This window comes from Streptomyces sp. NPDC023573, assembly GCF_055559735.1.
Window position 1 is genome coordinate 622374 of sequence record NZ_JBVHKB010000004.1, and the last position, 21526, is coordinate 643899.

General features: G+C 71.0%; 21 protein-coding genes. 14 read left to right on the top strand and 7 right to left on the bottom strand.

Features of this window, described 5'->3' with window-relative positions:
- Window positions 1–12: 12 nt before the first annotated feature.
- Entirely contained in the window at window positions 13–1125 is a 1113-nt protein-coding gene (locus ACZ32T_RS16825; protein ID WP_467269830.1) for a DUF5937 family protein, read from the bottom strand.
- Window positions 1126–1228: 103 nt separating this feature from the next.
- Between ACZ32T_RS16825 and ACZ32T_RS16830 the strand changes: the two genes are divergently transcribed.
- Window positions 1229–1387, top strand: a complete 159-nt coding sequence (locus ACZ32T_RS16830) for a hypothetical protein (RefSeq protein ID WP_467269770.1) — start codon at window positions 1229–1231, stop codon at window positions 1385–1387.
- A gap of 61 nt (window positions 1388–1448) precedes the next feature.
- Here ACZ32T_RS16830 and ACZ32T_RS16835 read toward each other — a convergent pair whose 3' ends face one another.
- A complete protein-coding gene (locus ACZ32T_RS16835) occupies window positions 1449–2615 on the bottom strand; it encodes a threonine aldolase family protein (protein ID WP_467367547.1) in 1167 nt (388 codons plus the stop codon).
- A gap of 166 nt (window positions 2616–2781) precedes the next feature.
- On the opposite strand from ACZ32T_RS16835, the gene ACZ32T_RS16840 reads away from it, so the two are divergent.
- The 10 genes from ACZ32T_RS16840 (at window position 2782) to ACZ32T_RS16885 (ending at window position 10989) form a co-directional block, all read left to right on the top strand.
- A complete protein-coding gene (locus tag ACZ32T_RS16840) occupies window positions 2782–3747 on the top strand; it encodes a Rossmann-like and DUF2520 domain-containing protein (protein ID WP_467269774.1) in 966 nt (321 codons plus the stop codon).
- Entirely contained in the window at window positions 3744–4757 is a 1014-nt protein-coding gene (gene panC / locus ACZ32T_RS16845; protein ID WP_467367549.1) for a pantoate--beta-alanine ligase, read from the top strand. Before ACZ32T_RS16840 ends, panC begins: the two co-directional genes overlap by 4 nt.
- A complete protein-coding gene (locus ACZ32T_RS16850) occupies window positions 4754–6517 on the top strand; it encodes an L-aspartate oxidase (protein WP_467367551.1) in 1764 nt (587 codons plus the stop codon). Before panC ends, ACZ32T_RS16850 begins: the two co-directional genes overlap by 4 nt.
- Window positions 6518–6519: 2 nt before the next feature.
- Entirely contained in the window at window positions 6520–7566 is a 1047-nt protein-coding gene (gene nadC / locus ACZ32T_RS16855; RefSeq protein ID WP_467367554.1) for a carboxylating nicotinate-nucleotide diphosphorylase, read from the top strand.
- Window positions 7566–8363, top strand: a complete 798-nt coding sequence (locus ACZ32T_RS16860) for a type III pantothenate kinase (RefSeq protein WP_031091045.1) — start codon at window positions 7566–7568, stop codon at window positions 8361–8363. The genes nadC and ACZ32T_RS16860 overlap by 1 nt, the downstream gene beginning before the upstream one ends.
- A 140-nt stretch (window positions 8364–8503) precedes the next feature.
- Window positions 8504–9100 (top strand): hypothetical protein, encoded by a 597-nt coding sequence (locus tag ACZ32T_RS16865; RefSeq protein WP_467269832.1) that lies wholly within the window; start codon window positions 8504–8506, stop codon window positions 9098–9100.
- Between the two features lie 65 nt (window positions 9101–9165).
- Window positions 9166–9345, top strand: coding sequence for a hypothetical protein (locus ACZ32T_RS16870; protein ID WP_356713786.1), 180 nt, complete (start codon window positions 9166–9168; stop codon window positions 9343–9345).
- Window positions 9346–9447: 102 nt separating this feature from the next.
- The gene (locus ACZ32T_RS16875; protein WP_467269781.1) at window positions 9448–9882 is read left to right on the top strand and encodes a BlaI/MecI/CopY family transcriptional regulator; all 435 of its coding nucleotides are present in this window, start codon (window positions 9448–9450) and stop codon (window positions 9880–9882) included.
- A 129-nt stretch (window positions 9883–10011) separates the two neighbouring features.
- The gene (locus tag ACZ32T_RS16880) at window positions 10012–10509 is read left to right on the top strand and encodes an amino-acid N-acetyltransferase (RefSeq protein ID WP_104791746.1); all 498 of its coding nucleotides are present in this window, start codon (window positions 10012–10014) and stop codon (window positions 10507–10509) included.
- A gap of 144 nt (window positions 10510–10653) precedes the next feature.
- Entirely contained in the window at window positions 10654–10989 is a 336-nt protein-coding gene (locus tag ACZ32T_RS16885; protein WP_073750230.1) for a histone-like nucleoid-structuring protein Lsr2, read from the top strand.
- Here ACZ32T_RS16885 and ACZ32T_RS16890 read toward each other — a convergent pair.
- Window positions 10968–11552, bottom strand: coding sequence for an SCO3374 family protein (locus ACZ32T_RS16890; RefSeq protein ID WP_467269784.1), 585 nt, complete (start codon window positions 11550–11552; stop codon window positions 10968–10970). The genes ACZ32T_RS16885 and ACZ32T_RS16890 overlap by 22 nt on opposite strands.
- 440 nt (window positions 11553–11992) lie before the next feature.
- On the opposite strand from ACZ32T_RS16890, the gene ACZ32T_RS16895 reads away from it, so the two are divergent.
- Entirely contained in the window at window positions 11993–14518 is a 2526-nt protein-coding gene (locus tag ACZ32T_RS16895) for an ATP-dependent Clp protease ATP-binding subunit (RefSeq protein ID WP_467269786.1), read from the top strand.
- Window positions 14519–14906: 388 nt separating this feature from the next.
- Here ACZ32T_RS16895 and ACZ32T_RS16900 read toward each other — a convergent pair whose 3' ends face one another.
- The 3 genes from ACZ32T_RS16900 to ACZ32T_RS16910 form a co-directional block, all read right to left on the bottom strand.
- Window positions 14907–15101, bottom strand: coding sequence for a hypothetical protein (locus ACZ32T_RS16900; protein ID WP_467367556.1), 195 nt, complete (start codon window positions 15099–15101; stop codon window positions 14907–14909).
- Window positions 15102–15193: 92 nt separating this feature from the next.
- Complete coding sequence (locus ACZ32T_RS16905; protein WP_467367558.1) at window positions 15194–17623, bottom strand: NACHT domain-containing protein; 2430 nt, start codon at window positions 17621–17623, stop codon at window positions 15194–15196.
- Window positions 17620–17979, bottom strand: coding sequence for a trypco2 family protein (locus tag ACZ32T_RS16910; protein ID WP_467367560.1), 360 nt, complete (start codon window positions 17977–17979; stop codon window positions 17620–17622). The genes ACZ32T_RS16905 and ACZ32T_RS16910 overlap by 4 nt, the downstream gene beginning before the upstream one ends.
- A gap of 452 nt (window positions 17980–18431) precedes the next feature.
- On the opposite strand from ACZ32T_RS16910, the gene ACZ32T_RS16915 reads away from it, so the two are divergent.
- Window positions 18432–19154 (top strand): M23 family metallopeptidase, encoded by a 723-nt coding sequence (locus tag ACZ32T_RS16915; protein ID WP_467367562.1) that lies wholly within the window; start codon window positions 18432–18434, stop codon window positions 19152–19154.
- A 19-nt stretch (window positions 19155–19173) separates the two neighbouring features.
- Here ACZ32T_RS16915 and ACZ32T_RS16920 read toward each other — a convergent pair whose 3' ends face one another.
- Window positions 19174–19758 carry a TetR/AcrR family transcriptional regulator gene (locus ACZ32T_RS16920; protein ID WP_467269794.1) on the bottom strand — a complete coding sequence of 195 codons (585 nt, stop codon included), beginning with the start codon at window positions 19756–19758 and terminating at the stop codon, window positions 19174–19176.
- Between the two features lie 137 nt (window positions 19759–19895).
- On the opposite strand from ACZ32T_RS16920, the gene ACZ32T_RS16925 reads away from it, so the two are divergent.
- Window positions 19896–21488, top strand: a complete 1593-nt coding sequence (locus ACZ32T_RS16925) for an MDR family MFS transporter (RefSeq protein WP_467367564.1) — start codon at window positions 19896–19898, stop codon at window positions 21486–21488.
- The last annotated feature ends 38 nt before the right edge of the window (window positions 21489–21526 follow it).

A 21526-nucleotide genomic window follows, 5' to 3' on the forward strand; every position in this document is an offset into this window, starting at 1 on the left:
GCCCCGCCCGGTTCACCGCAGTACGCCCTCCAGGAAGTCGCTGCCCAGGCGTGCCACGACCGTCAGGTCCAGCGAGTGCAGGACGTACCGGCCGCGCCGGCGGGTGGTGACCAGGCCGGCCTTCTTGAGCACCGCCAGGTGGCGGGAGACCTCGGGAGGCGTGATGCCGTGCGAGTCGGCGAGTTCACCGGTGGTGTACGGCGAGCGCGCCAGGTTGCGGCATAGCCTCATCCGCATGGGGTGGGCCAGCGCTTCCATGCGGAGCTGGAGCAGCTCGACGGAGGCGGGGGAGGGCAGTTCGGGGCGGTGCACCGGGTAGTGGATCACCGGGCGCCAGCCGGGAGCGTGCAGCACCATCAGATGCGGCCAGCCGAAGCTCGTCGGGATGAGGGTGAGGCCGGTGCCGGCCGCCGATCCCGTTGTGTCGGTCCGGCCGGTGGTCAGCTTGTCGACGCTGATCCTGCCGGTCCTCTCGTCCAGCGAGAGGGCCGCCGAGACCGCGCCCAGAGCGGCGCCGACACCCTTGTGCCGCAGCACCTCGGTCTTGTGCCGGGCGTCGGCGACCAGCTGGACCTGGGTACGCCGCCAGGTGTCGGCGAAGAAGGCCTGGTCACAGTCCTCGAAGAGGCGCCGGACCCAGCCGCGCACGGAGCCCGGGTCGGCCAGCAGCTGCCGGGTGAAGCCGAGCTGCTTCGGTCCCCTGGCCGCTGCCATGTCGAGCGCGCGGGTCCGCATCCCGGCGTCGGTGAGCGGCGAGGGCGCTCCCGTTCCGTACAGGCTCGCGCAGGTGAACTCCAGAGCGGACGAGACGAACCGCTCGTCGTCGAGCCTGTCCAGGATGTCCAGGTCCTCGGCGAGGGTCGAGCCGGTCCTCCCGTCCCCGCCGCGGACGCCGGCGAACGGCATGAAGACGTCGGAGAAGGTGTTCCGCCACAGGAACTCCGCCTCGTGGAGCCGGTCCGCGAGGTCCGGTTCCAGGGCCGCGGAGGTCGCGGTCGCCCAGCCGTGCAGTCCGGGGTGGTGGCCGGGCTCGGAGAGGGCGTGGAGGGCGAGCCCCAGCTCGGCGAGAGGGGAGGTCTCGAAAACGATGCGCTCGGGGGGCAGGCCGGCGATGTCGATGTGCACACTCACCCCTCCATGGTGAGGGGTGAGGGGCGACGGCCGTCGCCACTTGACTGCGGCCGTCAATCCACGGGCGGGCCTGCCGGGCCGGGGTCAGGCTGGATCCATGGACACCGTTCAGCAGCACATGCTCGACAGCTACCGCGCCGCGCAGCACGGTGAGGGCCCGCCCCCGCCGCCCGGCGCGCACGACCGGGACGTCCTGCGTACCCTCCGCAGGCGTATCCGCGTCTGGACGGCCGCGCACCGCCCGCCCTACTCCTGAGGCGACACGCCTCCGCCCGGGGCCGCGCCGCTCCTGGGGTGCGCCTCCTCCTGGAGCCGCGCTACTCCTGGGGTGCCGCCCCCTCCTGGAGCCGCGACACGAAATCCGCCACCGCTTCCCGCACGTCGTCGGCGGTCCACTCCAGCCCCTGCGCCGCCACCGTGACCTCGGTGGACGAGAGTCCTGGCGGCCCGGCCGGAGCCGCGGACCAGCGGCGGAAGAGCGTCACGCCCGTCTCCTCGGCCTGCCGAACCGACGCTTCGTCCAGCACGTCAGCGGCGTAGGGCAGCCAGACCTGGAACTGGTGCGTGTGCGGCGGCTCGGGGTGCACCCGGAACCACGGCACCGCCGATCCGGCGAAGCCGTCCGCCAGCGCACCGGCGACCACCTTCGCGTGCGCCACGTACGACGGCAGCCTGGGCAGCTCCCGCTCCAGGCCCAGCAGGGCCGAGAGGGCCGCCGGGTACTGCTGGAAGACCTGGCCGCCGTACCTGTGGCGCCACGTCCTCGCCTCCTCGATCAGGGATTCCGAGCCCGCGAGCACCGCTCCCGACAGCCCGTCCAGGGACTTGTAGAACGAGACGTAGACACTGTCGGCGAGCGCCGCGATCTCCGGCAGGCCGCGCCCGAAGTGCGGCGTGCACTCCCACAGGCGCGCCCCGTCCAGATGCACCACCGCGTCCCTGTCCCGGGCGGCGGCCACGACTGCCTCCAGCTCCTCCCAGGAGGGCAGGACGAAGCCGGCGTCACGCAGCGGCAACTCCAGCATCAGCGTGCCGAACGGCTCGGGGAAGTCGCGGATCTCGTCCGCCGTGGCGTGCCGGGGCTCCGTCGTCGGATGCACCGTACGCAGTCCGCTCACCGAGGCGAGCGCGCCGCGCTCGTGTACCTCCGGATGGGAGAGGGGGTGCAGTGCCACGGCCGGATTGCCCGTGCGCCCCGCCCAGCAGCGCAGCGCGACCTGCTGGGCCATCGTCCCGGTCGGGAAGAAGGCGGCGGCCTCCATGCCCAGCAGGCCGGCCGTGCGCCGCTCGGCCTCCGCGACGACCCCGCCGCCGTAGACGTCCGTCCAGTCACCCAGGTCGTGGACCGTGCCGGCGTCGGCGGCCAGGGCGGCCAGCCGGCCGGCCAGCGTGTGGTCCGCGGACATCCGCGCCAGTACCTTCCCGGAACGCTGCCACGCGGTCAGCCTGCGGTGTCGCTGCTTCTGCTCGTCGGTGTCTCCCATGGGACGATCATCACCCGGGTCGCGGACGGCGCCCATTCCGGGTCCTCTCTCCGCCAGAAGTTATCCACAGGCTGTGGACGGCCGGGGTGCATGACGAAACGCTGGCGTAGCATGCAGAGGAATCGTCCGGTACCCCCCGCGGACTGGAACGGAAGGCCATCGCCGCGTGAACGCATCAGTTTCCAAGGAAGCCCTCGACGCGAGGGACCGCCCCGCCCGTCTCACCGTCGGCGTGGTCGGCGCGGGACGGGTCGGCCCCGCCCTCGCCGCCTCGCTGCAGCTCGCCGGGCACCGCCCGGTCGCAGTGTCGGGCGTCTCCGACGCATCCGTGCGCCGGGCCGCCGCACTGCTCCCCGACGTCCCCCTGGTCACCCCCGCCGAGGTCCTCGCCCGCGCCGAGCTCGTGCTGCTGACCGTCCCCGACGACGCCCTGCCCGGCCTGGTCGAAGGCCTCGCCGAGACCGGCGCCGTACGACCGGGCCAGCTGCTCGTCCACACCTCCGGCCGGTACGGCACGAAGGTGCTCGACCCCGCGCTGCGGGCCGGCGCCCTCCCGCTCGCGCTGCATCCGGCGATGACCTTCACCGGCAGCTCCGTCGACGTACAGCGGCTGGCGGGCTGCTCCTTCGGGGTGACCGCTCCCGAGGAGCTCAGGCTCGCCGCGGAGGCGCTCGTCATCGAGATGGGCGGTGAGCCCGAGTGGATCGCCGAGGAGTCCCGGCCGCTCTACCACGCGGCGCTCGCCCTCGGCGCGAACCACCTGGTCACCCTCGTCGCGCAGTCCATGGACCTGCTCCGCCAGGCCGGGGTGGGCGCGCCCGACCGGATGCTCGGCCCTCTGCTCGGGGCCGCGCTCGACAACGCCCTGCGCTCCGGTGACGCGGCACTGACCGGCCCCGTCGCCCGGGGCGACGCGGGGACGGTGTCCGCGCACATCCGCGAGCTGCGCGCCCACGCGCCGCAGACGGTGGCCGGATATCTCGCCATGGCGCGCGCCACGGCCGACCGCGCCCTCGACCACGGCCTGCTCAAGCCCGAGTTCGCGGAGGACCTCCTCGGCGTCCTGTCGGACAGCAACGCCGCGAACGGAACACACGGGCCGGACGCGTCCGGGCCGGGGGAGAAGCGATGAACACCGCACCCGCCACCCTGCTGCGCTCCGCCGCCGAGCTGGAGGCTCTCGGCCGGCCCGCCGGAGCCCGCCGCGCCGTCGTGATGACGATGGGCGCGCTGCACGACGGCCACGCCACGCTGATCCGCGCCGCGCGGGCCGCCGCAGGACCCGACGGCCAGGTCGTGGTCACCGTCTTCGTCAACCCGCTCCAGTTCGGCGAGGCCGCCGACCTCGACCGCTATCCCCGCACCCTGGACGCCGACCTCGCCGTCGCCTCCCGGGCGGGCGCCGACGCGGTCTTCGCCCCCTCCGTCGACGAGGTCTACCCCGGGGGTGAGCCGCAGGTCAGGATCGTCGCCGGCCCCATGGGGGAGCGGCTGGAGGGCGCCGCCCGTCCCGGTCACTTCGACGGCATGCTCACCGTCGTCGCCAAGCTCCTGCACCTCACCCGGCCGGACGCGGCGTTCTTCGGGCAGAAGGACGCCCAGCAGCTGGCGCTGGTCCGCCGCATGGTGCGCGACCTCAACTTCGGCACGGACATCGTCGCGGTGCCGACCGTCCGCGACCCCGACGGTCTGGCGCTCTCCAGCCGCAACCGCTTCCTCTCCGCCGAGGAGCGGAGGACCGCGCTGGCCCTGCCCAGGGCCCTGTTCGCCGCCCGCGACCGGCTGGTCGCCCAGCAGACGCTGCACGCCCGGGCGCGGACGGTCCCGGAGCACGAGGGCCGCGCCGCCGCCCTGAACGAGCTGGGCGAGGTCCGTGCGGCCGCCGACACCCAGGCCGTGGCACTGGCCCGGCCGACCGTCGCACCCGCCGCGGTGCTGGCCGCCGCCCGGACCGTCCTGGACGAGGCGGCGGAGGAAGCGGTGCCGCTCGCCCTGGACTACGTGGCGCTCGTGGACCCGGCGGACTTCACCGAGGTGCCCGACGACCGGGTCAGCGGCGAGACGGTCCTCGTCGTCGCGGCGCGCGTGGGAGCCACCCGCCTCATCGACAACATCCCGCTGACCCTCGGAGCCCTCACGTGACCGGAATACGGCTGACCGCCCCCGCCCCCGGCTGGGCCATCGACGCGGACGTCGTCGTGGTCGGCTCCGGCGTGGCCGGTCTCACCACCGCGCTGCGCTGCGCCGCCGCCGGCCTCGCGACCGTGGTCGTCACCAAGGCCCGCCTCGACGACGGCTCCACCCGCTGGGCGCAGGGCGGCATCGCCGCCGCGCTCGGCGAGGGCGACACTCCCGAGCAGCACCTCGACGACACCCTGGTCGCCGGAGCCGGCCTCTGCGACGAGACGGCGGTGCGCGCCCTGGTCACCGAGGGCCCCGACGCCGTACGCCGGCTGATCGAGACCGGCGCGCACTTCGACACCACCGACACCGGCGCGATCGCCCTGACCCGTGAGGGCGGCCACCACCGCCGCCGTATCGCGCACGCGGGAGGCGACGCGACGGGCGCGGAGATCTCCCGCGCCCTGGTCGAGGCGGTCCGCTCGGCCGCCCTGCGCATCATCGAGAACGCCCTGGTCCTGGACCTGGTCACGGACGCCGAAGGCCGTACGGAGGGTGTCACCCTGCACGTCATGGGCGAGGGCCAGCACGACGGCGTGGGCGCGGTGCACGCCCCGGCCGTGGTGCTCGCCACCGGTGGCATGGGCCAGGTCTTCTCCGCCACCACCAACCCGCCGGTCTCCACCGGCGACGGGGTGGCCCTCGCGCTGCGTGCGGGCGCCGAGGTCTCCGACCTCGAATTCGTTCAATTCCATCCGACCGTCCTGTTTCTCGGAGCCGACTCCGAGGGCCAGCAGCCGCTCGTGTCCGAAGCGGTACGGGGTGAGGGCGCCCATCTCGTCGACGCCTCCGGCACCCGCTTCATGCTCGGGCAGCACGAGCTGGCCGAGCTGGCCCCCCGCGACATCGTCGCCAAGGCCATCACCCGGCAGATGCACCTCCAGGGCACCGAGAACATGTACCTCGACGCCCGTCACTTCGGCGCCGAGATGTGGGAGAAGCGCTTTCCGACGATCCTCGCCGCCTGCCGTGCGCACGGCATCGACCCCATAACCCGGCCGATCCCGGTGGCCCCCGCGGCGCACTACGCCTCCGGCGGCGTCCGCACCGACCTCCGGGGCCGTACGACGGTGCCCGGGCTGTACGCCTGCGGAGAGGTCGCCTGCACCGGGGTGCACGGCGCGAACCGGCTGGCCTCCAACTCGCTGCTGGAGGGCCTGGTGTTCGCCGAGCGCATCGCGGCCGACATCGTGGCCGGCACCGATTCCGGGGCCGCCGCCTCCCGGCGCACCCCCGCGAAGCCGCCCGCCGCGCCCCGCACCGTCCCGCTGCTCACCGCCGAGTCGCGGACCGCGATCCAGCGGATCATGACCAGGGGTGCCGGGGTGATCCGCTCCGCCGGCAGCCTCGCCACCGCGGCCGGGGAGCTGGAGGCGCTCCGGCACGCCGCGACCGCCGCCGACGAGGACGGTGCGAAGGACGCCGTACCCGGGGTGGAGGCGTGGGAGGCCACGAACCTCCTCCTGGTCTCTCAGGTGCTGGTCGCCGCCGCGCGGGAGCGTGAGGAGACCCGCGGCTGCCACTGGCGCGAGGACCACCCCGAGCGCGACGACGACGTCTGGCGCCGCCATCTGACCGTCCGCGTCGACCCGCGCCTGCGACCCGTCGTCCGCACGACGGACACTTCCGCGTTCCCGCCCGTACGCCCCGGAGACCCGGCAGACTCCGCTCTGCCCGCAGGCCTCCCGAACCGCCCCGCCGACGCCCCCGAGGAGCCGTAACCGTGAGCACGCCCGAAGAGAATCCGCGCCCCACACCTGTGGACGTACCGCTGATCCACATCGGCGCACCCGCCGACTCCGGTGGTGGCTGCGGCGACGGCTGCGGCTGCGGTGACGGCTACGACCCCGACGGCCTCGAGTGCGGCCTCGACCCCGCCCTGGCCCAGCTGCTGGCCGAGGCCGGACTGGATCCTGTGCAGGTCGAGGACATCGCCCACGTCGCGATCGAGGAGGACCTCGACGGAGGTGAGGACGTCACCACCGTGGCGACCGTCCCGGAGGACTCCGTCGCCACCGGCGACTTCACCGCGCGTGAGGCCGGCGTCGTCGCGGGTCTGCGTGTCGCCGAAGCCGTCCTCTCCATCGTCTGCACCGACGAGTTCGAGGTCGTGCGCCACGTCGAGGACGGCGACCGCGTCGCGCCGGGCCAGAAGCTGCTCACGGTGACCACGCGCACCCGTGACCTGCTCACCGGCGAGCGCAGCGCGCTCAACCTGCTGTGCAGGCTCTCCGGCATCGCGACGGCGACCCGCGCCTGGGCGGACGTGCTCGACGGCACGAAGGCGCAGGTACGCGACACCCGCAAGACCACCCCGGGGCTGCGCGCCCTGGAGAAGTACGCCGTGCGCTGCGGCGGCGGGGTCAACCACCGCATGTCGCTCGTGGACGCGGCGCTGGTCAAGGACAACCACGTTATCGCGGCGGGCGGCGTCGCCGAGGCGTTCCAGCGGGTCAGGAAGGCGTACCCGGAGCTCGCGATCGAGGTCGAGGTGGACACCCTGGAGCAGGTCCGCGAGGTCCTCGGAGCGGGCGCCGACCTGATCCTGCTGGACAACTTCACCCCGGCGGCGACCGCCGAGGCGGTCGCGCTCGTCGGAGGCCGTGCGGTGCTGGAGTCCTCGGGCCGGCTGACCCTCGACTCCGCCCGCGCCTACGCCGAGGCCGGCGTCGACTACCTGGCGGTCGGCGCACTCACGCACTCCTCGCCGATCCTCGACATCGGCCTTGACTTCCGCGACGTGGCGGCGACCGACGGGGCCGGCGCCTGATGCTGCTCACCATCGACGTGGGCAACTCCCACACCGTCCTCGGCCTGTTCGACGGCGAGGAGATCGTCGAGCACTGGCGGATCTCCACCGACGCCCGCCGCACCGCCGACGAGCTCGCCGTCCTGCTCCAGGGGCTGATGGGCATGCACCCGCTGCTCGGTGTCGAGCTCGGCGACGGCATCGAGGGCATCGCGATCTGCTCGACCGTCCCCGCCGTCCTGCACGAGCTCCGCGAGGTCACCCGCCGCTATTACGGCGATGTCCCCGCGGTCCTCGTGGAGCCGGGCGTGAAGACCGGCGTCCCCGTGCTCACCGACAACCCGAAGGAGGTCGGCGCGGACCGCATCATCAACGCGGTCGCCGCGGTCGAGCTCTACGGCGGCCCGGCCATCGTCGTCGACCTCGGCACGGCCACGACCTTCGACGCGGTCTCCGCGCGCGGTGAGTACACGGGCGGGGTGATCGCGCCGGGCATCGAGATCTCCGTGGAGGCGCTCGGGGTGAAGGGCGCACAGCTCCGCAAGATCGAGCTGGCGCGGCCCCGCAGCGTGATCGGCAAGAACACCGTCGAGGCCATGCAGTCCGGCATCGTCTACGGATTCGCGGGTCAGATCGACGGCGTGGTCGAGCGCATGAAGAAGGAGCTGGCGGCCGACCCCGACGAGGTCACCGTCATCGCGACCGGCGGCCTTGCTCCGATGGTGTTGGGCGAGTCCTCCGTCATCGACGAGCACGAGCCCTGGCTGACCCTGATCGGACTGCGCCTCGTGTACGAGCGGAACATCGCCCGGATGTAGGGCGCGCCCGCGGTCACCTGCGGGAACGACTCGGCGGCGCGGAGTACGGCGCCGCGCCGCCGAGCGGTTAGTTAAGCGGATTTTGTCCATTTAGCACGTATTGTCGCTTCATGCCCACGCCCTACGGATCACGCGGCGGCATGGCGTTCAGCGCGGACGAGCTCCGGGTGCTCCGACGTGCTCTCGCCAACGCCCTCCACCCCACGCCCCTGCCGGAAGAGGATGTCCAGGACTGCCTGCGCCTCGCGGGCGCGGTGGACGAGGTGGTGAGCGAGGCGGGCCGGCTGCGCGCCTTCCTCCTCGCCGATCTCGCCCGCTACCGCGACGCCCTCCCCGGCTCGCTCAGTGGCTATCTGGAGCTTCTCCAGGACGCCCTCGCGGCCGGCTACGACCCCCGCCCGGACGATCTCGCGGCCTTGCGCGCCCTGCGCGCCGGTCCGGTCGCGGCGGCCCTGCTGGAGCGCTGCCAGATGCTGGCCGAGCGCTCCGTGCGGGCGCGCCTCGCCGGTCGCGCGGTGCCCATGACGACGCCCGCGCCGCGCGGCCGGCTGCTCGCCCTGCCCGGCGGTCTGTCGGCGGCCAAGGAGCCCGAGCGGCCCCGGAACCCGTCGCGGCCGGCCGAGCCGGCCCGTCCTCCGGCGCCGGGCGAGCGGCCCATGCCGAAGCCGTCCGAGGTCTTCCCGCCCCGCCGCCGGCCCGCCCCCGCTCCGCCGGCCGAGGAGCGCGCCGTGTCCTGAGGCGCCGACGCGCCTGAGGGGTGCCCGGGAGTGGCCGGAATGCCGGGCTCGCTACCCTGGAGGGCATGGACTACGTATCCGCGCTCGTTCCCCCCGTGGTGATGGCCGTCTTCTTCATCGGCCTCGTCAGGACGATCATCAAGAGCCAGGGCGGCCCGAACAAGGCCAAGGAGGACGCCGCGGTGGACGCGGCGCTCGCCCGCGCCGAAACGGCCCGGCAGGCTCCGAGGCCCGGGGGCGCCTGACCCGGGCCCGAGCATGAAGGGCGCACGGCTCCCCGGAGCCGTGGCGCCCTTTTTTCGTCCCTGAAATATCCCATTCCAGACATCTAGCACTAAGGTGACGCTGTGCCTCGCCAATTGGGAGAGCTGGAAGACACCGTGATGACACGGGTCTGGCAATGGAACCGCCCGGTCACCGTGCGGGAAGTTCTCGAGGACCTTCAACAGGAACGGTCCATCGCGTACACGACCGTCATGACGGTAATGGACAATCTCCATCAGAAGGGCTGGGTACGCCGGGAAGTGGATGGCCGGGCATATCGATATACGGCCGTCTCCACCCGCGCCGCATACTCTGCCGCACTGATGAACGAAGCATGGTCGCAGAGCGACAACCCCGCGGCCGCACTGGTCGCGTTCTTCGGGATGATGTCCGCGGAGCAGCGCGAAGCTCTCCGCGATGCGATGCGCGTCGTGGCGCCCACCTTCCCCGAACCGGCCGGGAGCGGGCCCGAAGACGGGGCCCCGGCCGATGAGGCGCCGCCGGAGAGCGGGCGATAGCGTCGGGGGATGTCCCCAGAGCAGTCGCAAACCGAGCACCCCCCCGAGGCGCAAACCGGAGATCACGGCGGGCCGGAAACGGGATCTCGCGCAGATGTTCATACCGGCCCGTCGGTAAATAGGCCGGCCATCACCGTCCGCCGAGCCAGGACCAGCGATGTGGCGTCCGTCCGCGGACTGCTCGACGGCTACGTCTCCGAAGGCATCCTGCTCGACAAAGCGACGGTGACGCTTTACGAGGACATCCAGGAGTTCTGGGTCGCCGAACGCGACGAGGACGCCCGCGTCATCGGCTGCGGCGCGCTCCACGTGATGTGGGAAGACCTGGCCGAAGTGCGCACTCTCGCCGTCGACCACGCCATCAAGGGCGCCGGAGTGGGGCACCAGGTCCTGGACAAGCTCTTGCAGACCGCGCGCTGGCTCGGTGTCCGCCGGGTTTTCTGTCTCACGTTCGAAGTCGACTTCTTCGCCGCGCACGGCTTCACCGAGATCGGAGAGACGCCGGTCGACGGAGATGTCTACAGCGAGCTGCTGCGTTCCTATGACGAGGGTGTCGCCGAGTTCCTGGGTCTCGAACGAGTGAAGCCGAACACCTTGGGCAACAGCCGCATGCTTCTGCACCTGTGAACGGCGGAAGATGCCGGAACCCTATGTCCGAATCGCGCATGTTTCCCGCGCTCTTGCGCTCCTGAAGCTCTCCCAGGGGTTTGTGTTTTCCGGAGAAAAGCGGTTTCCTTTCCGCGTACTCCATTTTCGATGAAAGGAAATCCGGTGGCGCAGAAGGTTCAGGTCCTTCTTGTTGATGACCTCGACGGTGGCGAGGCGGACGAGACCGTGACGTTCGCTCTGGATGGCAAGACGTACGAGATCGACCTCACCACGACCAACGCGGACAAGCTCCGTGGTCTTCTTGAGCCGTACACCAAGAGCGGGCGCCGCACCGGCGGCCGTGCCGCGACCGGCCGTGGCAAGGGCCGCGCCGTTACCGGTGGCAACAAGGACACGGCCGAGATCCGTAGGTGGGCGCGCGAGAACGGCCACAACGTGAATGACCGCGGCCGCGTTCCCGCCGAGATCCGCGAGGCTTACGAGAAGGCGAACGGCTGACCTGTCGGCCGATGGGTCCGCAGGTGTGTCCGGGCATGAGCGAGTGTGGCCCGGTGGCATTCAGCCGCCGCCGCGTCCACGAGTCGTACGAGATCGGGAGCATCCCCACCGCTGCTCCCGAGGCCGCCGAGGGCCGGGAGTGAGCGTTCCACCTCCTGGCGCGATCCGGGGGGCCGCAGCCAGACCGCGGTCCCCGGCGAGCCCACCGCCCCGCCGGGCGGCACCGGGGCCGTGATGTGCCCGCCCGTGCCGACGGCGGACAGGTCGAGGGCGATCCCGCCCCACTCCAGCCAGTCCAGCAAGCCCGGCAGCTCGTCGGCGCTGCCCGCGGCCACCAGCAGCCGCATCCGCCGCCCCGCCAGCGCCACCGGTCCCGTGCGTCCGACCCGGCGCAGCACCGCGTGTCCCGCCGGGGCGGGCAGCTCCAGGACGTCGAAGCGCAGGCCCGTCAGCAGCCGGACCGGCCGTGTGCCCGTCGTGTCCCAGCCGAGTTCACGGGCGTACCACTGGGCACGGGCGCCGGATTCCGGCGACGAGCGGGGAGGCGGGACGAGGAAGGCCATGTCCGATGAACCGCCGAACCGGCCCCGGGGTTACGCGCTGTCCTTGATCGACTGCCCTGCGTGTATGCCGCGGGGGCGTACGGAAGCTCCCGGCGGCGCGAAGTTGTTCGCCCGTAGCGGAGTAAACGGGGGTGCGCCGCATGGACTGTCGGTGAGTGCGGGTAAGACATCCCTAGTGGGAAGGGGCGACACGCGGGCAAAAACGTCTCACGTTCGCCATCGGCGTACTGGCGAAAGGGCTATCTGCCTGGCCTGCGGGAACATCGTCTCGCACCATCGGGTTGGAGCAGTTGTCGGCGTTCGGGGCGGGAGCTCCCCCGGGAAGCAGGGCCGGGTGTCGGCAGTTGAAATGAGCGGTCCCCGCTTGCGGGACTAAGCTGCGGAAGGACAGGGAGGGGACCGACCCCTTACTGCCTGACCGCTCTGAGGAGCGATTAACGATGTTCGAGAGGTTCACCGACCGCGCGCGGCGGGTTGTCGTCCTGGCTCAGGAAGAAGCCCGGATGCTCAACCACAACTACATCGGCACCGAGCACATCCTCCTGGGCCTGATCCACGAGGGTGAGGGTGTCGCCGCTAAGGCCCTGGAGAGCCTCGGGATTTCGCTCGAGGCGGTCCGCCAGCAGGTGGAGGAGATCATCGGTCAGGGCCAGCAGGCCCCGTCCGGGCACATCCCCTTCACTCCCCGGGCCAAGAAGGTCCTGGAGCTGTCGCTCCGTGAGGCCCTTCAGCTCGGCCACAACTACATCGGCACCGAGCACATCCTGCTCGGCCTGATCCGCGAGGGCGAGGGCGTCGCAGCCCAGGTCCTCGTGAAGCTGGGCGCCGACCTGAACCGGGTGCGGCAGCAGGTCATCCAGCTGCTCTCCGGGTACTCGGGAGGCAAGGAGGCGGCCACTGCGGGCGGCCCCGCGGAGGGCACGCCCTCCACGTCCCTGGTGCTCGACCAGTTCGGCCGGAATCTCACCCAGGCCGCTCGTGAGTCCAAGCTCGACCCGGTCATCGGGCGCGAGAAGGAGATCGAGCGGGTCATGCAGGTGCTGTCCCGCCGTACGAAGAACAACCCGGTTCTCATCGGCGAGCCCGGCGTCGGCAAGACGGCGGTCGTCGAGGGCCTGGCCCAGGCCATCGTCAAGGGCGAGGTGCCCGAGACCCTCAAGGACAAGCACCTCTACACCCTCGACCTCGGTGCGCTCGTCGCGGGCTCCCGCTACCGCGGTGACTTCGAGGAGCGCCTGAAGAAGGTCCTCAAGGAGATCCGCACCCGCGGCGACATCATCCTGTTCATCGACGAGCTCCACACCCTGGTGGGTGCGGGCGCCGCCGAGGGCGCGATCGACGCGGCGAGCATCCTCAAGCCCATGCTGGCGCGAGGCGAGCTCCAGACCATCGGTGCCACGACGCTCGACGAGTACCGCAAGCACCTGGAGAAGGACGCCGCGCTCGAGCGCCGCTTCCAGCCCATCCAGGTCGCTGAGCCGACGCTGCCGCACACCATCGAGATCCTCAAGGGTCTGCGCGACCGTTACGAGGCCCACCACAGGGTCTCCATCACGGACGAGGCACTGGTCCAGGCCGCGACCCTGGCCGACCGGTACGTCTCCGACCGCTTCCTGCCGGACAAGGCGATCGACCTGATCGACGAGGCCGGGTCCAGGATGCGCATCCGCCGGATGACCGCGCCGCCGGACCTCCGCGAGTTCGACGAGAAGATCGCGGGTGTCCGCCGCGACAAGGAGTCGGCGATCGACTCCCAGGACTTCGAGAAGGCGGCGTCCCTCCGTGACAAGGAGAAGCAGCTGCTTGCGGCGAAGGCCAAGCGGGAGAAGGAGTGGAAGGCCGGCGACATGGACGTCGTCGCCGAGGTCGACGGCGAGCTGATCGCCGAGGTCCTGGCAGCCTCCACCGGCATCCCGGTCTTCAAGATGACCGAGGAGGAGTCCTCGCGTCTGCTGCGCATGGAGGACGAGCTCCACAAGCGCGTCATCGGCCAGAAGGACGCCATCAAGGCCCTCTCGCAGGCGATCCGCCGTACGCGAGCAGGCCTGAAGGACCCGAAGCGCCCCGGTGGCTCGTTCATCTTCGCCGGCCCGTCCGGTGTCGGTAAGACGGAGCTCTCCAAGACGCTCGCGGAATTCCTCTTCGGCGACGAGGACGCGCTGATCGCTCTCGACATGTCGGAGTTCAGCGAGAAGCACACGGTTTCCCGCCTCTTCGGTTCGCCCCCCGGTTACGTGGGCTACGAGGAGGGCGGCCAGCTCACCGAGAAGGTGCGCCGCAAGCCGTTCTCCGTCGTCCTCTTCGACGAGGTCGAGAAGGCCCACCCCGATATCTTCAATTCCCTGCTCCAGATTCTGGAGGACGGTCGCCTGACCGACTCCCAGGGCCGGGTCGTGGACTTCAAGAACACGGTCATCATCATGACGACCAACCTCGGGACCAGGGATATCTCCAAGGGCTTCAACCTGGGCTTCGCCGCCCAGGGTGATGTGAAGACGAACTACGAGCGGATGAAGAACAAGGTCAACGAAGAGCTCAAGCAGCACTTCCGGCCCGAGTTCCTCAACCGTGTCGACGACACGGTCGTCTTCCACCAGCTCACGGAGGAGGACATCATCCGGATCGTCGACCTCATGGTCGCCAAGGTGGATGAGCGTCTGAAGGACCGCGACATGGGCATCGAGCTCAGTGCCGAGGCCAAGTCGCTCCTCGCGAAGAAGGGCTACGACCCCGTGATGGGCGCCCGGCCGCTGCGCCGGACGATCCAGCGCGAGATCGAGGACATCCTCTCCGAGAAGATCCTCTTCGGCGAGCTGCGTCCCGGGCACATCGTGGTCGTGGGCACCGAGGGCGAAGGGGACGAGAAGAAGTTCTCGTTCCGCGGTGAGGAGAAGTCGGCTCTGCCCGACGTCCCGCCGATCGAGCAGGCAGCGGGCGGCGGCCCGAACCTGACGAAGGAGGCGTAGGGCGCGCGCGTAGCGCCTGAGCGTCACAGGGGCTGCCCCGGACCGTGTGGTCCGGGGCAGCCCCTTTTGCGCGCGGGCTCAGTAGAGGTCGATCCGGAGTCGGTCCCCCAGCTCGTGGGCCTGCACGGCGAGGTTCCGCGCAGAGGGGACGCGCGCCGATCCCGGCCAGGGCGTCGTCGAACGCGGCGAGCTCCGAAACCTGCGGATCCGTGACGTGGGGCCATCGGTCGAGGACGTCGAGGACGAGCGGCTGCCGGCTCTCCACGGAGAGGTGGGTGACCGCCGGTGGCGCGGGAACCGCGCTCAACCGGCTGGTGGGGAGGTCACTCACATCGAGGCCGGTGAGCCGGGAGAGGCGCGCGAGCGGTGCCAGGCGCTCAGGCGGCGGTTACGCGGCGTCCAGGTCCAGGTGGGTCATGGCCGTCAGTTCCGTGAGCGGGGTGAGGTCCTGGACAGCTCGGCACTTGCTGATGACCAGGTGCCACAAGGCCGCTGCCGAGCTGCTCAGGCAGGAGAGGTCCGTGAAGACCGAGTTCCTGAGGACGACGACTTCGAGTGCCGTCTGCCTCAGTGCCGCTCGCATCTCCGCATCGGGGGCCTCGGCCTCGATCGACAGATGTCTTGCGGACGGCAGATGGCGCCTGGCTGCGAGCCGGTACCTGTCGCCGATCGAAATCAGCGTGTGTTCGAGGCCGAGGTGGGCCAGACCTCCCTGGCGTGGACCTCGGCCGGGTAGTTCGGCCAGCTGCATTCGAAATGCACGCCGAGATCCGGGTGCCGGAGTGCCCAGGCACGGGCGTACGGGACGGCCTCGCTCCCGCCGATGTAGCCGATCAGGTTCACCACCGGAACCAGCGCCGGATCGTCGGGCGCCAGGCTCTCCGGCTCCGGCAGGCAGGGCAGTGCTGCGGTTCCGAGCCGGGCGAGCACGTTCGCTTGTTCGCTGTCGGTCGGAGGGAAGAGCTCTGCCGTACACCGCCGGACACGTTCGCGTACCGCCCTGTCGAGCCACGTGGCGTGCTGCTCGCAGAGAGCTGCCAGCACGTGGATGTCCATGCGTGACTGGGAGCCCTTCTCATGGGCCAGGCCCGCGTCCAGCAGCCCCTCGACCAGGAGCGGGAGCTCCCGGCGCCCGCAGTGCCCGGCTGCCAGCAGGATCACGTCCTGCCACTGTTCCTCGCCGGCGTGGCCGAGGAGCTCCTTGAGGTGGTCGTCCTCGACGAGTTCCTTCGCGGCGAGGAAGTCCTGGAAGGTGCGGTGCGCGAACTGGTAGGTGTCGTCGGTGTGCTCCTGGAGGAGGCCGCTGCGGTTGAGGAGGTGGGTCAGGATCCTGGTCGCCGGCCCCTGCGCGCTCACCCGGTCCATCCCGGGCAGGGCCCGGGACAGCTGCCTCAGTGCCTGTTCGCGGGTGAATTCGGACTGGCCCTCGCGCACCAGCCACACGGCGATGCGCTGGAGGAGCTGAGTGTGTTCGTCGACGTCCATGACGATGCCCTCGGGGCCGTCGATCCGGCGGCGGCGGTCGCGGTGGCCCAGCAGCATCTCCAGGGCCGAGCGGTACAGCTTCCACCGGGTCTCCGGCAGGAAGCCCTCCCGCCGCCGGTGCAGGGCGCAGATCACCGCGCACAGGAGCGGGGTCCGGGCCAGGTCCCTGAGGGGCGCGTTCTGTGCGAACTGACGGGAGAGCTCCCGTTCCAGCTCGGCCAGTCTCTCCCGGTCCTCGCCCTCCTCGGCCAGCCGGGCCGCCCGGTGCCATGACGCCACGAAGGACAGGATGTCCTCGTTCCGCATCGGCAGCAGTCGCAGTTCCTCGAAACCCTCTGACCTGAGCCAGTCCTGTTCGACGGCCAGCGGGCGGACGGTGGCGACGCAGCGGGTTTCCGGGTAGCGCCGCAGGAGCTGCGACAGCCAGATGTGGGCCTCCTCCCGTTCCTCCGGCGGCACCTCGTCCAGACCGTCCACCAGCAGGAGTGCCCGGCCCGCCTCCAGTACCCGGCCCGCCCAGCCGTCGGGGGCGGAATCGACCATCAGGCCGGCCGCGTCGGGCAGCTGGGCGGGGGCGGGAAACGTTCTGCCCCGGGCGCGGAGCGTCCGCAGCGGGACGACGAAGGGGACCAGGCCGTTCAGCGGAGCCAGGGCATCGCTCATCGTGCGGGCCGAGGCATGGGCGGCCAGCCACCACAGGAGCGTGGTCTTCCCCGCACCGGCGTCGCCCCGGAGCAGGACCCGGTGCCGGCCGGCGAGGAGCGCGTCGACGCGCTGGGGCCCGTGGGGGGCCTGCGGGGTGTGGGACAGGGACGAGGCGCCGGCGGATGTCTGCGCCTCCAGGCTCAGATAGGCCGTGTCCAGGTCCCACTCCGAATCGTTCCGGCCCAGCTCGTCCAGCCCGAAGACCTTCGTACGCCGGTAGGCGGCACCGAGGGCGGCCGCGTACTCCTCCTCGTACCGGAGGTCCCGGGGGAAGTGCCCGTGGATCTTCTCGTGGCGGAGCCGGGGGCCGCTCTGTTCGTAGACCAGCCGGAACGGCTTCGCCGCCAGTACGGGGCCGAGCGGTACGCACTCGACCCGCCTGCCGCCCCGCTGCTGGGGGACCTGGCGGGCGATGCCGAGCAGGACGTCCCCCGCGAAGACGGGCCCGCCGGAGAGCCCCGCCAGCACGGAGGGCGCCTGGTCGGAGCGGGTGGCCGGCGGTCCGTCGAGGTCGCAGACCAGCAGGTTGCGCATCCGCCCCGCCATGGGCAGGACCGTCGCGGTGTACTGGTCCGCCTCGGTGTGCCGCTCGGCGCCGTACCGCTGGACGCGGGGGAACCCGGTGATCTCGCACGCGTCGATGGCCTGCCGCGTGTCCACCAGGCCGAGCCGGGCCGGTCCCACCGGAAGGACCGCGCTCGCGGTCTGGAGCAGGGCGGCGTCGAGGTCGTGGTCGATCCAGGACACGGTCGCCGGCACCGGGCCTGCGACGTCCGGGTGGGCGACGTGGCACCCGTTGCCGCTCTTGACCACGTGGGCGCAGGTCAGCACCAGCCGGTCGGTGAGCAGCACCCCGCTGCCCTGGAGGGCGCCGGAGACGACGACCGTGCGGTCGGCCGGCTGCAGCGCCCTCACGGCCGTGCCGTGCCGCTGGCACCGAAGTGCGCGGTGCTCCCCGCCTCCTCGTCCCCGATCTCCCATGCCTCCCCGGAGACGGCGTTGTGCGGGGTCAGAGTGAAGCCGACCTTGTGCGTGCGGCCGGTGGAGCGCGAGGTGTCGGCGCCCGCCTCGACGACCCAGGCCTTCACCTTGCCGCCTGCCTTGTGCTCCCTGCGGAGTTCGAGCGTGAACTCCATCTGGATGTCGCCGACGGAGAAGGCGAGGGGCCGGCCGGTGGCGCGGGCCGCCGCGTCGACGAGCTGGTTGCGGATCGACTCGACGGCGTCGGCGAGCTCGATGCCGTCGAGGTCATGGGTGGTGTCGTCGTCCATCTGTCCCCCCGGAGTGCTGGGCGTGTGCCCGGACAGCGTAGCCAGGGCGGGGGCCGAAGGTCCCGAAACGGGCAGGCTTCCGGCCCGCCGGCGGTGACAAGGCGCACAGGCCCTCGGAGGCCTACTAGGCGGGTTCGGAGAAGCCGGGGTGGCCGGCCGTGGGACCTTCGGCCCGCCATCAGCGAGCCCTTCGGCGTTTGGGTGAATATGACCGTATTGCTGGCCCGTGTCCCGTAAGGGCGCCTTTGGAACTGGGGTTAAACCTGCTTCGCGGAAAAGATCCCGAAGATCGTCCACTTGCTCCGGGTCGGTGACCGCGATGAATTCCCGCCCCCTCGGCTACGGCTTTTGATCGTAGATGGGGTGTTTGAGTGTTCTGGGGGGCGCGGGTTACCAAGGTGGAGCAAGCCCGGTCGAGCATCGGGTCCAGTCACCCCGGAGGTTCTCCCCGCATGTCGAAGCGCGTTACGTTCCAGCACTCCCGCCGCCCGTCCATGCCTCGCGTCAGTGGCGCCGTCGTGGCCGCCGGCCTGGGTGCGTCGATGGTGTTCGGCGCGGGCGCGGCGTTCGCGTCCGGCACGACGGGTACCGCGGACACCGCGGCCCTCGCCGGCGCGGCCACTGCCGACTCCGTCGCCCAGCAGGCGACCGCCCAGAGCAAGGCCGCCGCCAAGGCGAAGGCCGACAAGGCCGGGAAGGCCGACGCGGAGAAGAAGGCGGCCGCGAAGAAGAAGGCCGCGGCCAAGAAGAAGGCCGCCTCGTGGGAGGCCCCGGTCGACCACTACGTGCTGAGCGCCACCTACGGCACCGGCGGCGACCGCTGGGCCAGCAAGCACTCCGGCCAGGACTTCGCGGTGCCGATCGGCACCAAGGTCGAGGCCGCGCACACCGGCCGGGTCGTCAAGGCCGGCCCGAACGGCGGCGGCGACGGTCCCGCGTACGGCAACGCCATCGTGATCAAGCACGCCAACGGCAAGTACTCGCAGTACGCGCACCTGTCGAAGATCGAGGTCAACGTCGGCGACCGCGTGAAGACGGGCGACGAGATCGCCAGGTCCGGCAACACCGGTAACTCCAGCGGTCCGCACCTGCACTTCGAGATCCGGACCTCGCCGAACTACGGTTCCGCGCTGGACCCGGTCTCGTACCTGAAGTCCGTGCACGTCAAGATCTGACGCGCGCACCCCGTAGCCGCTAAGCGGCGGGCCCCGGGTCATGGGCCTTGGTCACCAGTTCGAAGGCGACCTCGAGAGCGGCCTCGCGCTTCTCGTCGGGGTCGCCTTCGGCGTCTTTGAGGGCCATCATCCCGGCGTGCATCGCGAAGAGCGCGGTGAAGCAGCGCACCTGGTCGGCGAGCGGGGCGTCGGGATCCTTGATCAGGTCGACCAGGGCCACGATCCGGTGCTTCATGGTGTGGCCGATGCTGAGATCGCGCACCGTCGCCTGGTTCTCCTGCATGAAGACGAAGAGCGGCGCGGCCGCCTTGAGCGCCTCGCTGTAGCGGACCAGGATCTCCTTCTTCGTCTCCAGGGTGCGCGGCTGCTCCTGGCCCCAGGCGACGAGCTCCTCGACGGGCCTGTTCAGGTCCTCGAAGATGCCGATGAGGATGTCTTCCTTGGTCTTGAAGTGGTAGTACAGCGCCGCCTTGGTGACCTGCAACTGCTCGGCGATCTCGCGGAGCGAGGTCTTCTCGTAACCCTGCTCGGCGAAGAGCTTCAGAGCGACGTCCTGAATGCGTTGGCGGGTGTTGCCCCGGCGCGGCTGCGGCGTGCTGCTCATGCGACTCTCCCAAGAACTTACTTGACGCCCGGCTAGTTACGGGTCTACTTTTCCTCAGTGTAGCCAACTAGCCGGGCGGCAAGTAAGTGCCGGTTCGGCGGCAGACCGGGCATCAGGGGATCAGGGGAGCGGACGGCATGGCAGAGATCGAGAAGGCGACGGCGAGCGGGAAAGCGGAACCACAGCCGCGTAGTGTCCGGGTGGTGGTCCTCGCGCTGATGATCGCGATGCTGCTGGCCATGCTCGACAACCTGATCGTGGGCACCGCCATGCCGACGATCGTCGGCGATCTGGGCGGAATGGAGCATCTGTCCTGGGTGGTCACCGCCTACACCCTGGCCACCGCGGCCTCCACGCCCATCTGGGGCAAGCTCGGCGACATGTACGGGCGCAAGGGCGTCTTCCTCACGTCCATCGTGATCTTCCTGATCGGCTCGGTGCTGAGCGGAATGTCCCAGGACATGAGCCAGCTGATCGGCTTCCGGGCCGTCCAGGGCCTCGGAGCGGGCGGTCTCATGGTGGGCGTCATGGCCATCATCGGCGATCTCGTACCGCCCCGGGAGCGCGGCAAGTACCAGGGCATGATGGCCGGCGTGATGGCGGTCGCCATGATCGGCGGGCCGCTGGTCGGCGGCACCATCACCGACCACCTGGGCTGGCGCTGGAGCTTCTACATCAACCTTCCGCTCGGCGCCGTCGCGCTGGCCATGGTCACCGCCGTGCTGCACCTGCCCCGCAAGGAGCGCCGGAAGGCGAAGGTCGACTACCTGGGCGCCGCGCTCCTCACCGTCGGCATCACCGCGATCGTGCTGGTCACCACCTGGGGCGGTACGGAGTACGCCTGGGGCTCGGCCGTGATCATGGAGCTCATCGCCCTCGGTGTCGCCTCACTCGTCGGCTTCCTCTTCGTCGAGACGAAGGCCGCCGAACCGATCGTGCCGCTCCACATCTTCCGCAACCGCAACTTCACCCTCATGTCCGTGGTCGGCTTCATGGCGGGCTTCGTGATGTTCGGCGCGGTGCTCTTCCTGCCGCTGTTCCAGCAGTCGGTGCAGGGGGCGTCCGCGACCAACTCCGGACTGCTGCTCCTGCCCATGCTGCTCGCGATGATGATCGTCTCGCTGGTCGCGGGCCGGATCACCACCAGCACCGGCAGGTACAAGGTCTTCCCGATCGTCGGCAGCGCCCTGATGGTCGCCGGCCTGTTCCTGCTCGCCGGCATGGACACCGGGACCACGCGCCTGACGTCCGGCATCTACATGGCGGTGCTCGGTGCGGGCATGGGCTTCCTGATGCAGATCACGATGCTCGTCGCCCAGAACAGCGTCGAGCTCCGGGACATGGGCGTCGCCTCGTCCACGACCACCCTCTTCCGCACGCTCGGCAGCTCCTTCGGAGTCGCGATCATGGGCGCTCTGTTCACCGGCCGCGTGCAGGACGAGATGACGGCACGCGGCGGCGGGGGCGCCACCGAGAAGTCCGCGCAGCTGGACGCGGCGAGCCTGGCGAAGCTGCCCGACGCGATGCGCGAGGCGTACGAGTACGCGGTGGCATCCGGCACACACATCGCCTTCCTGGTGGGCGGCTCGGTCGCGATCCTGGCCCTGGTGGCGGCGCTGTTCGTCAAGGAGGTCCCGCTGCGCGGCACGGTGAAGCCGGACGCTCCCTCGGACGGCGACGGGCCGGCGTCCGCCCGGCCCGCGGCGGCCAAGGCGCCGCAGAGCGCCTGAGCCGGTCCTGACAGGGGCGGGCCCCGGGGGGAGACGCC